We start from the raw sequence: 15,318 nt of genomic DNA, 5'->3' as shown, positions 1-15,318 counted from the left end.
GCGCCCCCGGTCGGGCATGATGGTCCGGCCGGGGCCGTCGTGCTCCCGGGGGAGTGCTCCGAGAGCGCTCCGGGAAGGAGGACCATCGTGCCCAAGATCGCCGCCCCGACGGTGGCCGAGCACCGCGCCGCGCAGCTCCGGGCCCTGCTCGACGCCGCGCGCGACCTCATCCGCGAGGACGGGAGCGGGCTCACCCTCGCCGCCGTCGCGGCGCGTGCCGGGCTCGCCCGGTCGAGCGTCTACCAGTACTTCCGGTCGCGCGAGGAGCTCCTCGACGCGGTGGTCGCGGACGTCGTGCCGCGCTGGTCGGCGCGCATCACGGCGGCCGTCGCGACGGCCGCGTCCCCGGAGGGCGCGATCGTCGCCTACGCGCGCGAGAACCTGCTCCTCGTCGCCGAGGGCGAGCACGCGGTCGTCGCCGCGCTGCGCGCCGAGGCGAGCCGGGAGGCGCTCGCCGAGCAGAGCGCGGCGATGCACGCGACGATCCTCGTCCCGCTCGTCGAGGCGCTGGAGCAGCTCGGCGTCCCCGACGCCGCGCGCTCCGCGGAGCTCGTCAACGCGGTGGTGCTCGCCGCGGCGCGCCAGGTGGAGGCCGGCGAGGACGCGGAGACGACGCTGGCCCGGGTGCGCGCCGTCCTCGGGTGCCTCGCGCCGGCGTGACCACCGCCGTCGGCGGGTGGTGCGCGCCGTGTCGGCGGCGTGACGGACAATAGGGGCGTGGTGCTGTACCGAGACGACGCGATCGTGCTGCGCGCCCAGAAGCTGGGCGAGGCGGACCGCATCGTCACCCTCCTGACGCGCGAGCACGGGAAGGTGCGCGCCGTCGGCAAGGGCGTGCGCCGCACGTCGTCCCGGTTCGGCGCGCGGCTCGAGCCGTTCATGGTCGTGGACGTCCAGCTCTACGCGGGCCGGTCGCTGGACACGGTGACGCAGGCGGAGACGATCGGCCCCTACGCGCGCCGGATCTGCGAGGACTACGGCCTGTACACGGCGGGCGCCGCGATGCTCGAGACCGCGGAGCGCCTCGTCGCCGACGAGCGCGAGCCTGCCGTGCAGCAGTACTGGCTGCTCGCGGGCGCGCTGCGGGCGCTGTCCGAGCACGCGCACGCGCCGGGGCTCGTGCTCGACTCCTACCTCCTGCGCGCGCTCGCCGTCGCGGGCTGGGCGCCGTCGTTCGTCGACTGCGCGCGCTGCGGGGAGCCGGGCCCGCACCACGCCTTCGCCGTCGCGCAGGGCGGGGCCGTGTGCTCGCGCTGCCGCCCGCCGGGCTCGACGGCGCCCGCCCCCCAGACCTTCGCCCTGCTCGCCGCGCTGCTCGCGGGGGAGTGGGACGCGGCCGACGCGTCGGACGCCCGGCACCGCAAGGAAGCGAGCGGCCTCGTGGCCGCCTACAGCCAATACCACCTGGAGAGAACGTTGCGATCACTGCGCATGGTGGAGCGGGACGCCCCCGCTCCGCACGTCCCCGCCGCCCCGCACGCCGACGAGGCCGCTGCCTCCGCGGACCCGCGCGCCGGTGCCGGGGCGGACGCCTGATGGCGCGGCGCACGTACCAGCCGCCGTTCCCGCACCCCAGCGGTGCCCGGCCCCCGGCGATCCCGGCGCAGTTCGTGCCGAACCACGTGGCCGTCGTCATGGACGGCAACGGCCGCTGGGCCAACGCGCGCGGGCTGCCGCGCACCGCGGGTCACGAGGCCGGCGAGGCGGCGCTGCTCGACGTCGTCGCGGGCGCGATCGAGATCGGCGTCAAGCACGTGTCCGCGTACGCGTTCTCGACCGAGAACTGGAAGCGCTCGCCCGACGAGGTCCGCTTCCTCATGGGCTTCAACCGCGACGTCATCCGGCGTCGCCGCGACGAGATGGACTCGTGGGGCGTGCGCGTGCGGTGGGCGGGGCGCCGTCCGCGGCTGTGGGCGTCCGTGATCAAGGAGCTCGAGGTCGCGGAGGAGCAGACGAGGCAGAACGACGTCTGCACGCTGACGATGTGCGTCAACTACGGGGGTCGGGCCGAGATCGCCGACGCCGCGGCCGCCATCGCGCGCGAGGTCGCCGCCGGGCGGCTCGACCCGCGCAAGGTCACGGAGCGGACCGTCCAGCAGCACCTCGACGAGCCCGACCTGCCGGACGTCGACCTGTTCCTGCGCAGCTCGGGCGAGCAGCGCACGTCGAACTTCATGCTGTGGCAGGCGGCGTACGCGGAGCTCGTGTTCCTCCCGGAGCCCTGGCCCGACGTGGACCGCCGCTCGCTGTGGCGCGCCGTCGAGGAGTACGCGCGCCGCGACCGCCGCTACGGAGGTGCGGTCGACGCGGTGGGCGACGCCGGCGGGACGGCGGGCGGCACTGCCTGACACCCGGCGCGGGGCGGCGCGCGCCTGCCGCCGGGACGCCGTGGGAGGCGGCCGGTAGCGTGCGCGGCATGACTCTGAGCATCGGCATGGTGACCGTCGACTCCACCGACCCGCGACCGCTCGCCCAGTGGTGGGCGCGCCACCTCGGCGGGCGGGTCGTCGACGAGGCGGACGGCTGGTTCCTCGAGGTGGTTCCCGCCGACGGGGTGACGGCTCCGGTCCTGGGGTTCCAGCGCGTCGAGGACCCGACGCCGGGCAAGAACCGGCTGCACCTCGACCTCGGCACGTCCGACCGCACGGCGGACGTCGCGGCGCTCGTGGCGGACGGCGCGACGGTCGTCGGGGAGCACACGATGCCGGGCTTCGGCTGGACCGTGCTCGCCGACCCGCAGGGCAACCAGTTCTGCGTGGGGGCGCCCGAGGCGTCGGCGACGACCGTCGGCTGAGGCGGTGGCCGTCCCGTCAGGGCGGCCCCTCAGCGCGCCAGCGCGTCGAGGCGGGCGGCGAGCTCGGCCGGGCGGCTGAGCGCCACGAGGTGTCCCCCCGGCATCGTCTCGACCTCGGCGCCGAGCCGCTCGCGCGCGACGGCGCGCTGGAAGGGCAGCGGGAAGAGCCGGTCGTCGTCGCCCTGGAGCACGACCGTGGGCACGCCCGGCCAGGCGCGGGCGGGCCACGGCTCGGCGAAGGACCGCTCGGACGGCTGCCGGTCGCTGCGCTGCGCGACGGCCGCGACGTGCTCCGGCACGTCGTGGAAGAAGTCGTCCACGGGGTCGAACGGGCCCAGGCCGGTGGCGGTACGACGCGCGGCGTGGTCGGTCGCGCGCCACCAGTCGCCGCCGCTCTCGCCCGGGCGCGGGATCATCGGGTTGAGCAGCACGAGCAGGCGGACCGGCTCGCGCTCGCACACGAGCGGCCCGACGTACGCGCCCATGGACTGGGCGACGACGACGAGGTCGCCCCGTTCGGCGGGGGCCGCCGCCCGGTGCAGCGTCGTGACCGCGACGTCGGTGAGGTCCGCCCAGCCGTGGCCCTCGTCGTGCTGGGGGAGGTCGACCGCGACGGCTCGGTGACCGAGCCGGTCGAGCTCCGGCACGAGCAGGTCCCAGTACGCGGGGTCGCCGCCGGCGCCGGGCAGCAGGAGGAAGGTCGTCATGGGGGTTCGGACGGCCGGGCGCCCGTCATCTCATCGGTCGGCGCGCGGCGTGTCCTCGTCGCGGGAGAGGCCTGGCCCGGCGCCCTCCCCGGGGCCGTCCCCGACGGAGGCGGCGGTCGGCACGACCGCGGGGCCACCGCCCGGGCGGGCAGCCCGACGCCGGACCGTGAGGACCACCGCCACGACGACCGCGACCACGATCGCGACGAGCACCGCGACCCCCGTCGGCGAGCCCGTCGCGGCGGCGAACGCGGCCGTCCACACCGCCCACCCGACGGTCGCGTAGATCGTCGCGTGCACCATGCATCCGAGGGTCATGGCCGCGAGGTAGCGCCCGAACGGCATGCGCACGACGCCCGCCGCGGCGTTGATCACGGTCTTCGTCCCGGTCGCGAGGAACGACGCGGGCACCGCGAGGACGCCCCACCGCCGCACGGTCTCGATCCCGCGCGCGGCCGAGCGGCCGGACAGCCAGGCGTGGACGCGCGCGACCCAGGGCTTGACGGGGCGCGTGCGGTCGAGCGTCCACGTCGTGACGAGGCGCGCGATCCAGTAGGTCGCCTGCGTCCGGACGAACGCGATCGCGAAGAAGAAGGCGAAGAGCGCGGCGAACGGGGCGCCGTCCAGCGCGTCGGGCACGGCTCAGCCCTGGACGGCGGTGGCCCGCGCGCAGACCGCGCACGTGCCGAACAGCTCGATGGTGTGCTGGATGTCGACGAACCCGTGCGAGGTGCCGACCTGGTTGGCCCAGGCCTCGACCGTCGGGCCGTCGATCTCGACGGTCCGGCCGCACGCCCGGCACACGAGGTGGTGGTGGTGCTCGCGGCGCTCGCACCGGCGGTAGAGGTTCTCGCCCTCCTCGGTGCGCAGGACGTCCACGTCGCCGCCGTCCGCGAGGCTCTGCAGCGTGCGGTAGACGGTCGCGAGCCCCACGTTGTCGCCGCGCGTGCGCAGGATCTCGTGGAGCTGCTGGGCGCTGCGGAAGTCCTCCAGGTCCTCCAGCGCGTCCGAGACGGCGGCGCGCTGGCGGGTCATGCGCTGCACGGGTCACCTCCGGTGGTGCGGTGGGTCGACCCCGAGGGTACGAGGTCGAGCTCGACGTCGTCGGGGATGTCCGGGTGGGGGTCCCGGGCGACGCGCGGCCGCCGTCGGACCCAGAGGGGTCGCAGCGCGGCCACGACGAGGTACGTCGCGATCGCGAGGACGACGATCGTCGCACCCGGCGAGACGTTGTTCCAGTACGTGAAGGACAGCCCGACGACGCACACGACCACCCCGACGACCGATGCGACGAGCATCGTGCGGCGGAACGAGCGCGTGACGAGCTGGGCGACCGCGACGGGCACGATCATGAGGGCGCTGACGAGCAGCAGCCCGACGACCCGCATCGACACGGTCACGGTGAGCGCGGCGACGACGGCGACGGCGATGTTCAGCGTGCGCACCGGCAGGCCCGACGCGCGCGCGAACTCCTCGTCGTGGCTCACCGAGAACAGCGCGGCCCGCAGGCCGACGCCGACGAGCAGGATCACCGCGCTGAGCACGACCGTGAGGACGAGGTCCGACGACGTCACCGTCGAGATCGAGCCGAACAGGTACTGCATGAGGCTGCCGGACGAGCCGCCCGCGAGGCCGATGAGCAGGACGCCGCCCGCGATGCCGCCGTAGAAGAGGAGCGCGAGCGCGAGGTCGCCGCTGGTCCGGCCGCGCTCGCGCACGACCTCGATCGCGACGGCGCCGAGCACCGCCGCGACGACCGCGCCGGGGATCGCGAGCGCGTCGTTCGGCACGACACCCATCGCCGCGCCGACGAGCCACCCGAGCGCGACACCGGTGAGCGCGACGTGCCCGATGCCGTCGCCGAGCAGCGAGAGCTTGCGCTGCACGAGGTACGTGCCGACGACGGGGGCGCTGACGCCGACGAGCAGCGCCGCGAGGAGGGCGCGCTGCATGAGCGGGTCGGTGAGCAGCAGGGAGATCTCGGAGAACAGGGTGGTCATGAGGCCGTCCTGGGTGCGTGGCCTGCGGAGAGGTCGGGGTTCAGGGTGTCGGTGAGGCCCGTCTCCGGGCCCGCGGGGCGGTTGTCGCCGTCCACGGGCTCGTGCGGGTGCAGGTGCTGGTGCGTCGCGCCCGCGTGCGTGGACGACGCGCGGGGCGGGGCGCCGTCGTGCACGACGCGCCCGTGCCGCAGGACGACCGCGCGCTCGACGAGCGGGGCGAGCGCCCCGAGCTCGTGGAGCACCACGAGGACGGTGAGGCCGTCGTCCACGAGCCGCGTCATCGTCGCGGCGAACGCCTCCTGGCTCGGCTTGTCGACGCCCGCGACGGGCTCGTCGAGGACGAGCAGGTCGGGCCGACGGACGAGGGCGCGCGCGATGAGCACGCGCTGCTGCTGCCCTCCCGAGAGCTCGGCCGTCGAGTCGTCGGCGCGGTCCGCGAGGCCCACGAGCTCGAGCGCCTCGACCGTGCGGTCGCGCCAGCCGCGCGGGAGCCGGAGGCGGCCCCCGCCGAGGAGCCCGGACGCGACGACCTCCGACGCGGTGGACGGCATCCCCGACGGCGCGCTCACGCGCTGCGGCACGTACCCGAGCCGCCGCCACGGCAGCCGCGGACCGAGCGGCGTGCCGAAGAGGTCGACGGAGCCGCGGGAGAGCGGCACGATCCCGACGAGCGCGCGGACCAGGGTCGACTTGCCCGAGCCGTTCGCGCCGAGGAGCGAGACGACCTCGCCCGCGCGGACCGAGAGGTCGATGCCGCGCAGGATCTCGCTCGCGCCGAGCGTCACGTGGACGTCGCGCGCGGCGATCAGCTCCGGTGCGCCGGTCATGCGCACGCGAGGCCGGCCGTGAGCGCCTCGAGGTTGGACTCCATGACCTCACGGTAGTCCGTCGCGCCCTCCGCGAGGCTCTCGAGCGGGTCGAGCAGAGCGGTCCGGACGCCGAGGTCGTCGGCGAGCGTCTGGGTCACCTTCGGGCTGACGAGCGTCTCGAAGAAGAGCGTGGCCACGCCGTTCTCCCGGACGACCTCGCCGACCTCGCGCAGGCGCGCGGGGGAGGGCTCCGCCTCGGGGTCGATCCCGGAGATCCCGACCTGGTGCAGGTCGTAGCGCTCGGCGAGGTAGCCGAAGGCCTCGTGCGAGGTGACGAGCGTCGCGCCCGCGCACGGCGCGAGCGCCGCGGCGAACTCCGCGTCCAGGTCGTCGAGGTCCGCGGTGAGGGCGGCGGCGCCGGCCGCGTAGTCGTCCGCGTGGTCGGGGTCGATCGCGGAGAGCTCGTCGGCGACGGCGTCGCCCACGGCGGCCAGGCGCGTCGGGTCGAGCCAGAAGTGCGGGTCCGTGGGGCCGTGGTCGTGGCCGTCCCCGGACTCGTCCGCGTGCTCGGCGTGCTCCTCCGCGGTCTCGTCGGCGTGGTCGCCCTCGCCGCCGGGGTGCTCCTCGAGCCCGGCCGACGCCGCGGCGTCGACCACGTGCTCGGGCGCCCGCTGCTCGATGCCCTCGTCCACCGCGGGCTGGAACCCCGAGAGGTAGACGACGAGGTCGGCGTCGCCGATCGCGCGGACCTGCGCGGGCGCGAGCTCCAGGTCGTGCGGCTCGGCCGCGGGCGGCGTGAGGTTCGAGACGTCGACGTGCTCCCCGCCGACCTGCTCGACGACGTACTGGAGCGGGTAGAACGACGCGAGCACCTGGAGCCGGCCGTCGTCGCCGCCCCCTCCCGAGCCGCCGGCACCGGGGGAGCACGCCGCGACGAGCGCGGCCGTGGCGAGGGCGGCGGTGGTGGCGAGGGCGCGACGGCGCCGGGCGGGGGAGCGGTGCATGACCACCAGTCTCCGCCTTCTTGAGAATGAATGTCAAAACCGTTCCCGGTGAGCCGGGTCACGGCCGGGTACGCTGGTCGGTCGGCGCCCGTGCGGGCGTCGCCCACCCGTCCAGCCCCCACGAGCCACGTGCGGGGCCGTGAGCACCAGGAGTGATGTCCGTGGCCGCAGCGCCCTCACCCACCGCCCGTCTCGACGCCGTCGTCTCCCTCGCCAAGCGGCGCGGGTTCGTCTTCCCCTCGGGCGAGATCTACGGCGGCACCCGCTCCGCGTGGGACTACGGGCCCCTGGGCACCGAGCTCAAGGAGAACATCAAGAAGCAGTGGTGGCGCGCGATGGTCACGAGTCGTGACGACGTCGTGGGCCTCGACTCGTCCGTGATCCTGCCGCGCCAGGTGTGGGTCGCGTCGGGTCACGTGGGCGTCTTCACCGACCCGCTGACGGAGTGCCTGCACTGCCACAAGCGGTTCCGCGAGGACCAGATGATCGAGGAGTTCGAGGAGAAGAAGGGCCGTGCGCCCGAGGGCGGCCTCGCCGAGATCGTCTGCCCGAACTGCGGCACGCGCGGGCAGTGGACCGAGCCGCGCGACTTCAACATGATGCTCAAGACGCACCTCGGCCCCGTCGAGGACGAGTCGGGCCTGCACTACCTGCGCCCCGAGACCGCGCAGGGCATCTTCGTGAACTTCGCCAACGTCATGGGTGCGAGCCGCAAGAAGCCGCCGTTCGGCATCGGCCAGATCGGCAAGTCGTTCCGCAACGAGATCACGCCGGGCAACTTCATCTTCCGCACGCGCGAGTTCGAGCAGATGGAGATGGAGTTCTTCGTCGAGCCGGGCACGGACGCCGAGTGGCACCAGTACTGGATCGACACGCGCACCGACTGGTACGTCGACCTCGGCATCCAGCGCGACAACCTGCGCCTGTACGAGCACCCGCAGGAGAAGCTCTCGCACTACTCGACCCGCACGGTCGACATCGAGTACCGCTTCGGCTTCTCGGGCTCGGAGTGGGGCGAGCTCGAGGGCATCGCGAACCGCACCGACTTCGACCTCAAGACGCACGCCGAGCACTCCGGCAAGGACCTGTCGTACTTCGACCAGACGAAGAACGAGCGCTGGGTGCCCTACGTCATCGAGCCGGCCGCGGGCCTCACGCGCTCCCTCATGGCGTTCCTCGTCGAGGCGTACACCGAGGACGAGGCGCCGAACGCGAAGGGCGGCGTGGACACGCGCACGGTCCTGCGCCTCGACCACCGGCTCGCGCCGGTCAAGGCCGCCGTGCTCCCGCTGAGCCGCAACGAGCAGCTCTCGCCCAAGGCGAAGGACCTCGCGACCGAGCTCCGCAAGTACTGGAACGTCGACTTCGACGACGCGGGCGCCATCGGCCGCCGGTACCGCCGCCAGGACGAGATCGGCACGCCGTTCTGCATCACGGTCGACTTCGACACGCTCGACGACCAGGCCGTGACGATCCGCCACCGCGACTCGATGAGCCAGGAGCGCGTCGCGCTCGACAAGGTCACCGAGTACCTCGCCGGGCACCTGCTCGGCGCCTGACGCGTCACCGCCCGGCGCGCCGGTGCCGGGCACGCAGGAGGGGCGGGACCGTACGGTCCCGCCCCTCCTGTCGCGTCTCGTCGGGACGCGTCGCCCCCGGCGGCCTCGCGCTAGCGGGCCGCCCCCTTAGCCCTGTTGAGCAGGCCGATCACCAGGCTCACGACGAGCACGATGATGCCGATCCAGATGAGGATCTTCGCGGCCTCGATGGCGACGCCGAGGATGAGGAGCACGGCGCCGACGATGACCAGGATGAGCCAGAGAGGCATGTCGTCCCTTTCGTCCGTGTCCGGCCTGTATTGCCGGACCTCCTCAACACTGCCACGACCGTCCGCTGCTCGCTCGTCGAAACGGGGCTCGCCGTGCAGCGCGTGCCGGGTGGGACAATGGAGCGCGTGACTGCACCCGCTCCTGCCCTCAGCGCGACGACCGACCGCCCCGACCCGGGGACCGGTCCGCTCGTGGCGCCGCTGCGGATCGGCCCGATCGTCGTCCGGACCCCGGTGGTCCTCGCCCCGATGGCCGGCGTCACGAACCGCGCGTTCCGCACGCTGTGCCGCGAGGCCGGCGCGTCCGGCGGCGACGACCCCGGCCTCTACGTCGCCGAGATGGTCACGAGCCGCGCGCTCGTCGAGCGCAACCCCGAGGCGCTGCGCATCGTGACGTTCGGTGCCGACGAGACCCCTCGGTCCGCGCAGGTGTACGGCGTGGACCCGGCGACCGTCCGCGAGGCCGTGCGCATCATCGTCGCCGAGGACCGTGCCGACCACGTCGACCTGAACTTCGGCTGCCCGGTGCCCAAGGTCACGCGCAAGGGCGGGGGAGCGGCGCTGCCCTGGAAGCGCGACCTGTTCACCGCCATCGTGCAGGGCGCGGTCGAGGCCGCCCGCCCGTACGGGGTGCCCGTCACCGTGAAGATGCGCAAGGGCATCGACGACGACCACCTCACCTACCTCGAGGCGGGTCGCATCGCCGAGGGCCTGGGCGTCGCGGCGGTCGCGCTGCACGCCCGCACCGCCGCCGAGCACTACTCCGGCACGGCCGACTGGTCCGCGATCGCGCGTCTCAAGGAGGCCGTGACGAGCGTCCCGGTGCTCGGCAACGGCGACATCTGGTCGGCCGAGGACGCCGTCCGCATGGTCCGTGAGACCGGGTGCGACGGCGTCGTCGTCGGGCGTGGCTGCCAGGGCCGGCCCTGGCTGTTCGCCGACCTCGCCGCGGCGTTCGCGGGCCGCCCCGAGCGCGTGCGCCCGGGCCTGCGCGAGGTGGCGGGCACGATCTACCGCCACGGCGAGCTCATGATCGAGTACTTCGACGGCGACGAGGGCAAGGGCGTGCGCGACCTGCGCAAGCACATGGCCTGGTACCTCAAGGGCTACGCCGTGGGCGGGGACGCGCGCCGCGCGCTCGCGATGGTCTCGACGCTCGCGGAGCTGCGCGCGCTGCTCGACGACCTCGACCAGGACGCCCCCTACCCCGGCGAGGCAGCCGAGGGCCAGCGCGGCCGGGCGGGTTCGCCCAAGACGCCGCACCTGCCCTACGGCTGGCTCGACTCGCGCGAGCTCGACGCCGAGCACGAGGAGCGGCTGCGCGAGGCCGAGCTGAGCGTCTCCGGCGGCTGACCGCAGCCGCTTCCTCCTCCTCCGCCCGACCCCGGCCCTGCGCCGACCGGACGAGAAGCACGACGGCCGGGACCCCCGTGGGGGTCCCGGCCGTCGTGGACGCGGCGGCGTCGGTCAGTGCGCGCGCAGCCAGACCGTCGTGTCCGACGGGACGCGGACCTGCGGGTCCGCGGAGCGGTCGGTCAGCACCGGGCCGGAGGCCACGAGAACCTCCGCGCCGCGCGGCAGCAGCACGGGCTCGGTGCCCAGGTTGGCGAGCACGACGACGTCGCGGTTGCGGAAGGCGACGACGTCCGCCGAGCCGGCGAACTCCTCGACCCACGCGAGCGTGCCCGCGCCGAGGCGCTCCGCGCGACGCGTCGCGAGGGCCGTGCGGTACGTCTCGTAGGTCGAGCCCTCGACGCCGCGCTGGACGTCCGCGGCGTAGCGCCCGTACGACTCCGGCTGGGGGAGCCACGTCTTCCCGGACGGGCCGAACCCGAAGCCCTCGGCGTCCGCGGTCCAGGGGAGCGGGGTGCGGCAGCCGTCGCGGCCCGCCTCGGCGCCCTGGGTGCGGAAGAACGCCGGGTCCTCGCGGACGTCGTCGGGCAGGGCGGTGTGCTCGGGGAGGCCGAGCTCCTCGCCCTGGTAGAGGTACGACGACCCGGGCAGGCCGAGCATGAGCAGAGAGGCGGCACGGGCGCGGCGCAGGCCGAGCTCCTCGTCGGGCTGCGGGTCGTGGGCGAAGATGCCGTTGGGGCGCAGGCCCGGGTCGGCCAGGCCGAGGCGCGACGCGTGCCGCACGACATCGTGGTTCGACAGGACCCACGTCGTGGGGGCGCCGACCTCGTCGTTCGCGTGCAGCGACGCCGCGATCACGGTGCGCAGCGGCGCGGCCGCCCACCCGGTGGTGAGGAACGAGAAGTTGAACGCCTGGTGCATCTCGTCCGGGCGGACGTAGCGCGCGAGGCGCGAGAGGGGCTCGACCCAGGCCTCGGCGACGAGGGCGCGGTCGCCGTCGTACTCGGCGAGCACGCGGTGCCACGCGCGGTAGATCTCGTGGACGCCGTCCTGGTCGAACATCGGGCCGGAGTTCCCGGCGCCCGTCGAGCCGTCCTCGGGGGCGCCCGGGTCGGTGCCCTCCTCGCCGGCCTCGGTGCCCTCGACCATCGAGACGGTGCCGTCCCAGTCGGGCAGCCCGTCGGCCTTGATCATGCCGTGCGCGACATCGACGCGGAACCCGTCCACGCCCTTGTCGAGCCAGAAGCGCAGGACCTGCTCGAACTCCTCGCGCACCTCGGGGTTGTCCCACGCGAGGTCCGGCTGGGTCGAGTCGAAGAGGTGCAGGTACCACTGCCCGGGCGTCTCGCCCTCGGCGCCGGTCACGGGGCGCGCGTTCGCGCCGGCCGTCACGCGGGTCCACGCGGGGCCGCCGAAGATCGACTGCCAGTTGTTCGGGGGCAGCTCGCCGTGCTCTCCCTCGCCCTCGCGGAAGATGTAGCGCGCGCGCTCCGGCGAGCCCTCGGGCGACGCGAGCGCCGCCTGGAACCAGGCGTGCTGGTCCGACGTGTGGTTCGGGACGAGGTCGACGATGATGCGGATGCCGCGGGCGTGCGCCTGGGCGAGGAGCTCGTCGAAGTCGGCGAGCGTGCCGAACAGGGGGTCGACGTCGCGGTAGTCGGCGACGTCGTAGCCCGCGTCCTTCTGGGGCGAGCGGTAGAACGGGCTCAGCCAGACGGCGTCGACCCCGAGCTCGGCGAGGTGGTCGAGCTTCGAGGTGATGCCGGGCAGGTCGCCGACGCCGTCGCCGTCGCCGTCCGCGAAGGAGCGCGGGTAGACCTGGTAGATGACGGCGTCGCGCCACCACTCGGGGGCCTCGCCCGGCCCGGTGTGCACGAGCGCGCCCGTGCTGAAGGGAGCCGGGGCGGTGGCCGTTGCCAGTCCGGTGCTGGGCGCGGTGGCGGTCGGCGTCGAATCGATACGAGTCATCGAGCTGTCGGTCCTCACGTACGTGGTGCTGGGGTTTTCAGGGGATCTTCCGGTGATGAACACTCGGCTGGCGGAGCGGGGTGTCGCCGACCCTTCGTCGAGTGTAAGCGCTTGCGGTGCGGTGCCGACAAGGGTCGACGGCCACCCGCAGCGAGGTGGGCGGGTGCCGGTCTCAGGCGGTCGGCGAGCCCGCCGCGGCGGCCGTGCTCGCGTCCGGGGCGGACGTCGCGCGGGCCGGTGCGGCCCCGGTCGAGTCGCGGACGATGAGCTCCGGCTGGAACAGGAGCTCCGTCCGCGGCGCCCGCTCGCCCGCGATCTCCGTGAGCAGCGCGCTCACGGCGGCGTGCGCCATGGCGCTCACCGGCTGGCGCACGGTGGTGAGCGGCGGGTCGGTGAAGGCGATGAGGGGCGAGTCGTCGTAGCCGAGCACCGAGACGTCCTGCGGCACGCGCAGCCCGCGCGAGCGTGCCGCGCGGATGGCGCCGAGCGCCATGAGGTCGGAGCCGCAGACGATCGCGGTGTGACCCGAGTCGATGAGCTCGCCGCCCGCGGCCTGGCCGCCCTCGACCGTGTAGAGCGTCACGACGACGTGCTGCGCCGCCTCCGCCTCGTCGGCCACGAGCCCGTGCCGCACGAGCGACTCGGCGAAGCTCGCGAGCTTGCGCTGCGCCGGGACGAAGCGGTCCGGGCCGATCGCGAGGCCGACGCTGCGGTGCCCGAGCGAGACCAGGTGGCGCACGGACAGCTCGACGCTCGCCACGTCGTCGGGCGAGACGAACGGGGCGTCGATGCCCTCGGCGAAGCCGTTGACCAGGACGATCGGGATGCCCCGGCTGCGCAGGCGCTCGTAGCGCTCGTGGCTCGCCTGGGTGTCCGCGTGCAGGCCGGAGACGAAGACGATGCCGTCGACCGCGTGGTCCATGAGCATGTCGACGTAGTCGTCCTCCGTGGTCCCGCCCGGCGACTGCGTGCACAGCAGCGGCGTGTACCCGTGCTCGGACAGGAGTGACTCGATCGTCTGGGCGAACGCGGGGAAGACGGGGTTCGTCAGCTCCGGGACGACGAGGCCGACGAGGCCGGCGGAGCGGGTGCGCAGCGTCGACGGGCGCTCGTAGCCGAGCACGTCGAGCGCGGCGAGCACCGCCTGGCGGGTCTCGCTCGCGACGCCGGGCTTCCCGTTGAGGACGCGCGAGACCGTCGCCGTGGAGACGCCTGCCTGGGCGGCGAGATCACTGAGACGGGTACGCACATGGGGCAGCGTAGGGGACACCGGACCTCCTCGTCCTGGTCGTCCGGTCGGCGAGCCGCGATCCTCCGGGCGGAGGCGCGCGGACCCGGCGACCGGAGGAGGCGGGTGGGCGCCGGTCGACGCCCTGTAAAGCGTTGCATGAAAGTTACCGCAACGACTTGCACCCGTGCCACCTCCCGCTCTACCGTCGTGCTCATCAGGGTCCGGCGCCGGTGCCAACGCCGGAGCGGGCCGCCCATCACGACACGCTTGGAGTGACCACTGATGCGACGGAGCATCCTTCTTGCCGCCGCGCTGACCACGACGCTGGCGCTGACCGCCTGCTCGTCCGGCGGCTCGGGCGACGAGACCACCGACGAGCCGAGCGCCGAGGGTTCGTCCGCCGGTGGCTCGCTGACCGTCTGGGTCGACGAGACCCGTCAGGACGCCGTGACCGCGGCGGCCGAGTCGTTCGAGACCGAGACGGGCACGACGGTCGACGTCGTGCTCAAGAACTTCGAGGACATCCGGGCGGACTTCCTCGCGCAGGTCCCGACGGGCGAGGGCCCCGACATCACCGTCGGCGCCCACGACTGGCTGGGCGAGCTCACGACGAACGGCGTCGTGGCGCCGCTCGAGCTCGGGGACAAGGCGGCCGAGTTCGAGGACGTCTCCATCGAGGCGTTCACGCAGGACGGCCAGGTCTACGGCCTGCCCTACGCGATCGAGAACATCGCCCTCATCCGCAACACCGCGCTCGCGTCGACCGCCCCCGCCACGTGGGACGAGGCCGTGGCCGCGGGCCAGGCTGCCGGGACGCAGTTCCCGATCCTGGTCCAGTCGGACGGCGACAAGGGTGACCCCTACACCCACTACCCGTTCCAGACGTCCTTCGGCGCTCCGGTCTTCGCGCAGAACGAGGACGGCAGCTACTCGTCCGAGCTCGCGATGGGCGGCCCCGAGGGCCAGGCGTTCGCGCAGTGGCTCGGCGCCCAGGGTGCGGCCGGCGTCCTCAGCCAGGACACCACCTACGACATCGCCGTCGAGGCGTTCAAGAACGGGCAGTCGCCGTTCATCGTGGGCGGTCCGTGGATGATCGACTCGTTCGAGGGCCTCGACCTGTCGATCGACCCGATCCCGACCGCGGGCGGCCAGCCCGCGCAGCCGTTCGTCGGCGTCCAGGGCTTCTACCTGAGCGCGGAGAGCGACAACGCGATCGTCGCGAACGACTTCCTCGTGAACTTCCTGTCCACCGAGGACGCGCAGCTCGCGCTGTACGAGGCGGGCAACCGTCCGCCGGCGCTGACCGCCGCCGCCGACGCCGCGGCCGCCGACGACCCGATCGTCGCGGGCTTCCGCGCCGTGGGTGCCGAGGCCGTGCCGATGCCGTCGATCCCCGAGATGGCTTCCGTGTGGAGCTTCTGGGGCGTCACCGAGGCGGCGATCGTCGCCGGTGCCGACCCGGTCTCGAGCTGGGACAAGATGATCGCCGACATCCAGGGCGCGATCGACGCCTGATCCGGGTGCAGCCCGCCGCCGCGGTGCGCAGGGCTCCTGCGCACCGCGGCGGCGCGTCCCGCCCTCCGGCCCGGAACGGGCCGCGACGCAGCACGACGACACTCCAGAA

The 15,318-nt window shown here is 74.1% G+C and carries 16 protein-coding genes; 7 read left to right on the top strand and 9 right to left on the bottom strand.

All coding sequences use genetic code 11. From position 1 onward, the window contains the following. Window positions 1-87: 87 nt before the first annotated feature. The 4 genes from ACZ4MO_RS06170 to ACZ4MO_RS06155 all read left to right on the top strand — a co-directional run bounded on the left by ACZ4MO_RS06170 (window position 88) and on the right by ACZ4MO_RS06155 (window position 2,794). Entirely contained in the window at window positions 88-660 is a 573-nt protein-coding gene (locus ACZ4MO_RS06170; RefSeq protein ID WP_175008369.1) for a TetR family transcriptional regulator, read from the top strand. Window positions 661-717: 57 nt separating this feature from the next. Further along, on the top strand, window positions 718-1,536 hold the full coding sequence (gene recO / locus ACZ4MO_RS06165; protein ID WP_175008370.1) for a DNA repair protein RecO: 819 nt from the start codon (window positions 718-720) through the stop codon (window positions 1,534-1,536). Next, window positions 1,536-2,348 (top strand): isoprenyl transferase, encoded by an 813-nt coding sequence (locus tag ACZ4MO_RS06160; RefSeq protein WP_175008371.1) that lies wholly within the window; start codon window positions 1,536-1,538, stop codon window positions 2,346-2,348. The genes recO and ACZ4MO_RS06160 overlap by 1 nt, the downstream gene beginning before the upstream one ends. Window positions 2,349-2,416: 68 nt before the next feature. Beyond that, window positions 2,417-2,794: a VOC family protein gene (locus tag ACZ4MO_RS06155; protein ID WP_175008372.1), complete on the top strand. Its 378-nt coding sequence runs from the start codon at window positions 2,417-2,419 to the stop codon at window positions 2,792-2,794. A 29-nt stretch (window positions 2,795-2,823) separates the two neighbouring features. On the opposite strand, the gene ACZ4MO_RS06150 is transcribed toward ACZ4MO_RS06155, so the two are convergent. Genes ACZ4MO_RS06150 through ACZ4MO_RS06125 form a run of 6 tightly spaced genes read right to left on the bottom strand, consistent with a single transcriptional unit; the run spans window position 2,824 to window position 7,314 of the window. Then, window positions 2,824-3,501, bottom strand: coding sequence for an alpha/beta fold hydrolase (locus tag ACZ4MO_RS06150; protein ID WP_175008373.1), 678 nt, complete (start codon window positions 3,499-3,501; stop codon window positions 2,824-2,826). A gap of 30 nt (window positions 3,502-3,531) precedes the next feature. After that, window positions 3,532-4,140, bottom strand: coding sequence for a hypothetical protein (locus ACZ4MO_RS06145; RefSeq protein WP_186810385.1), 609 nt, complete (start codon window positions 4,138-4,140; stop codon window positions 3,532-3,534). 3 nt (window positions 4,141-4,143) lie between these two features. Further along, entirely contained in the window at window positions 4,144-4,536 is a 393-nt protein-coding gene (locus ACZ4MO_RS06140; protein ID WP_175008460.1) for a transcriptional repressor, read from the bottom strand. Beyond that, on the bottom strand, window positions 4,533-5,501 hold the full coding sequence (locus tag ACZ4MO_RS06135) for a metal ABC transporter permease (protein WP_108048469.1): 969 nt from the start codon (window positions 5,499-5,501) through the stop codon (window positions 4,533-4,535). The genes ACZ4MO_RS06140 and ACZ4MO_RS06135 overlap by 4 nt, the downstream gene beginning before the upstream one ends. Then, window positions 5,498-6,328: an ATP-binding cassette domain-containing protein gene (locus tag ACZ4MO_RS06130; protein WP_175008374.1), complete on the bottom strand. Its 831-nt coding sequence runs from the start codon at window positions 6,326-6,328 to the stop codon at window positions 5,498-5,500. Before ACZ4MO_RS06130 ends, ACZ4MO_RS06135 begins: the two co-directional genes overlap by 4 nt. Beyond that, complete coding sequence (locus ACZ4MO_RS06125) at window positions 6,325-7,314, bottom strand: metal ABC transporter solute-binding protein, Zn/Mn family (RefSeq protein ID WP_175008375.1); 990 nt, start codon at window positions 7,312-7,314, stop codon at window positions 6,325-6,327. Before ACZ4MO_RS06125 ends, ACZ4MO_RS06130 begins: the two co-directional genes overlap by 4 nt. Window positions 7,315-7,475: 161 nt before the next feature. Between ACZ4MO_RS06125 and ACZ4MO_RS06120 the strand changes: the two genes are divergently transcribed. Further along, window positions 7,476-8,873 carry a glycine--tRNA ligase gene (locus ACZ4MO_RS06120; protein WP_233140187.1) on the top strand — a complete coding sequence of 466 codons (1,398 nt, stop codon included), beginning with the start codon at window positions 7,476-7,478 and terminating at the stop codon, window positions 8,871-8,873. 110 nt (window positions 8,874-8,983) lie between these two features. Here ACZ4MO_RS06120 and ACZ4MO_RS06115 read toward each other — a convergent pair whose 3' ends face one another. Further along, on the bottom strand, window positions 8,984-9,142 hold the full coding sequence (locus tag ACZ4MO_RS06115) for a hypothetical protein (protein ID WP_021483859.1): 159 nt from the start codon (window positions 9,140-9,142) through the stop codon (window positions 8,984-8,986). 126 nt (window positions 9,143-9,268) lie between these two features. On the opposite strand from ACZ4MO_RS06115, the gene dusB reads away from it, so the two are divergent. Continuing rightward, the gene (dusB, locus tag ACZ4MO_RS06110) at window positions 9,269-10,495 is read left to right on the top strand and encodes a tRNA dihydrouridine synthase DusB (protein WP_499278646.1); all 1,227 of its coding nucleotides are present in this window, start codon (window positions 9,269-9,271) and stop codon (window positions 10,493-10,495) included. Window positions 10,496-10,609: 114 nt separating this feature from the next. Here dusB and ACZ4MO_RS06105 read toward each other — a convergent pair whose 3' ends face one another. Together ACZ4MO_RS06105 and ACZ4MO_RS06100 are read right to left on the bottom strand one after the other, a co-directional pair. Next, window positions 10,610-12,463, bottom strand: coding sequence for an alpha-amylase family glycosyl hydrolase (locus tag ACZ4MO_RS06105; protein ID WP_175008377.1), 1,854 nt, complete (start codon window positions 12,461-12,463; stop codon window positions 10,610-10,612). A gap of 172 nt (window positions 12,464-12,635) precedes the next feature. Continuing rightward, entirely contained in the window at window positions 12,636-13,712 is a 1,077-nt protein-coding gene (locus ACZ4MO_RS06100; RefSeq protein ID WP_186810386.1) for a substrate-binding domain-containing protein, read from the bottom strand. Window positions 13,713-13,976: 264 nt separating this feature from the next. On the opposite strand from ACZ4MO_RS06100, the gene ACZ4MO_RS06095 reads away from it, so the two are divergent. After that, window positions 13,977-15,209, top strand: a complete 1,233-nt coding sequence (locus tag ACZ4MO_RS06095) for an extracellular solute-binding protein (protein ID WP_175008379.1) — start codon at window positions 13,977-13,979, stop codon at window positions 15,207-15,209. Window positions 15,210-15,318: the final 109 nt, after the last annotated feature.

This window comes from Sphaerisporangium cinnabarinum, assembly GCF_055567015.1.
The sequence above is the reverse complement of the archived record's forward strand: the minus strand, read 5'-3'. Positions and strand labels throughout refer to the sequence as shown.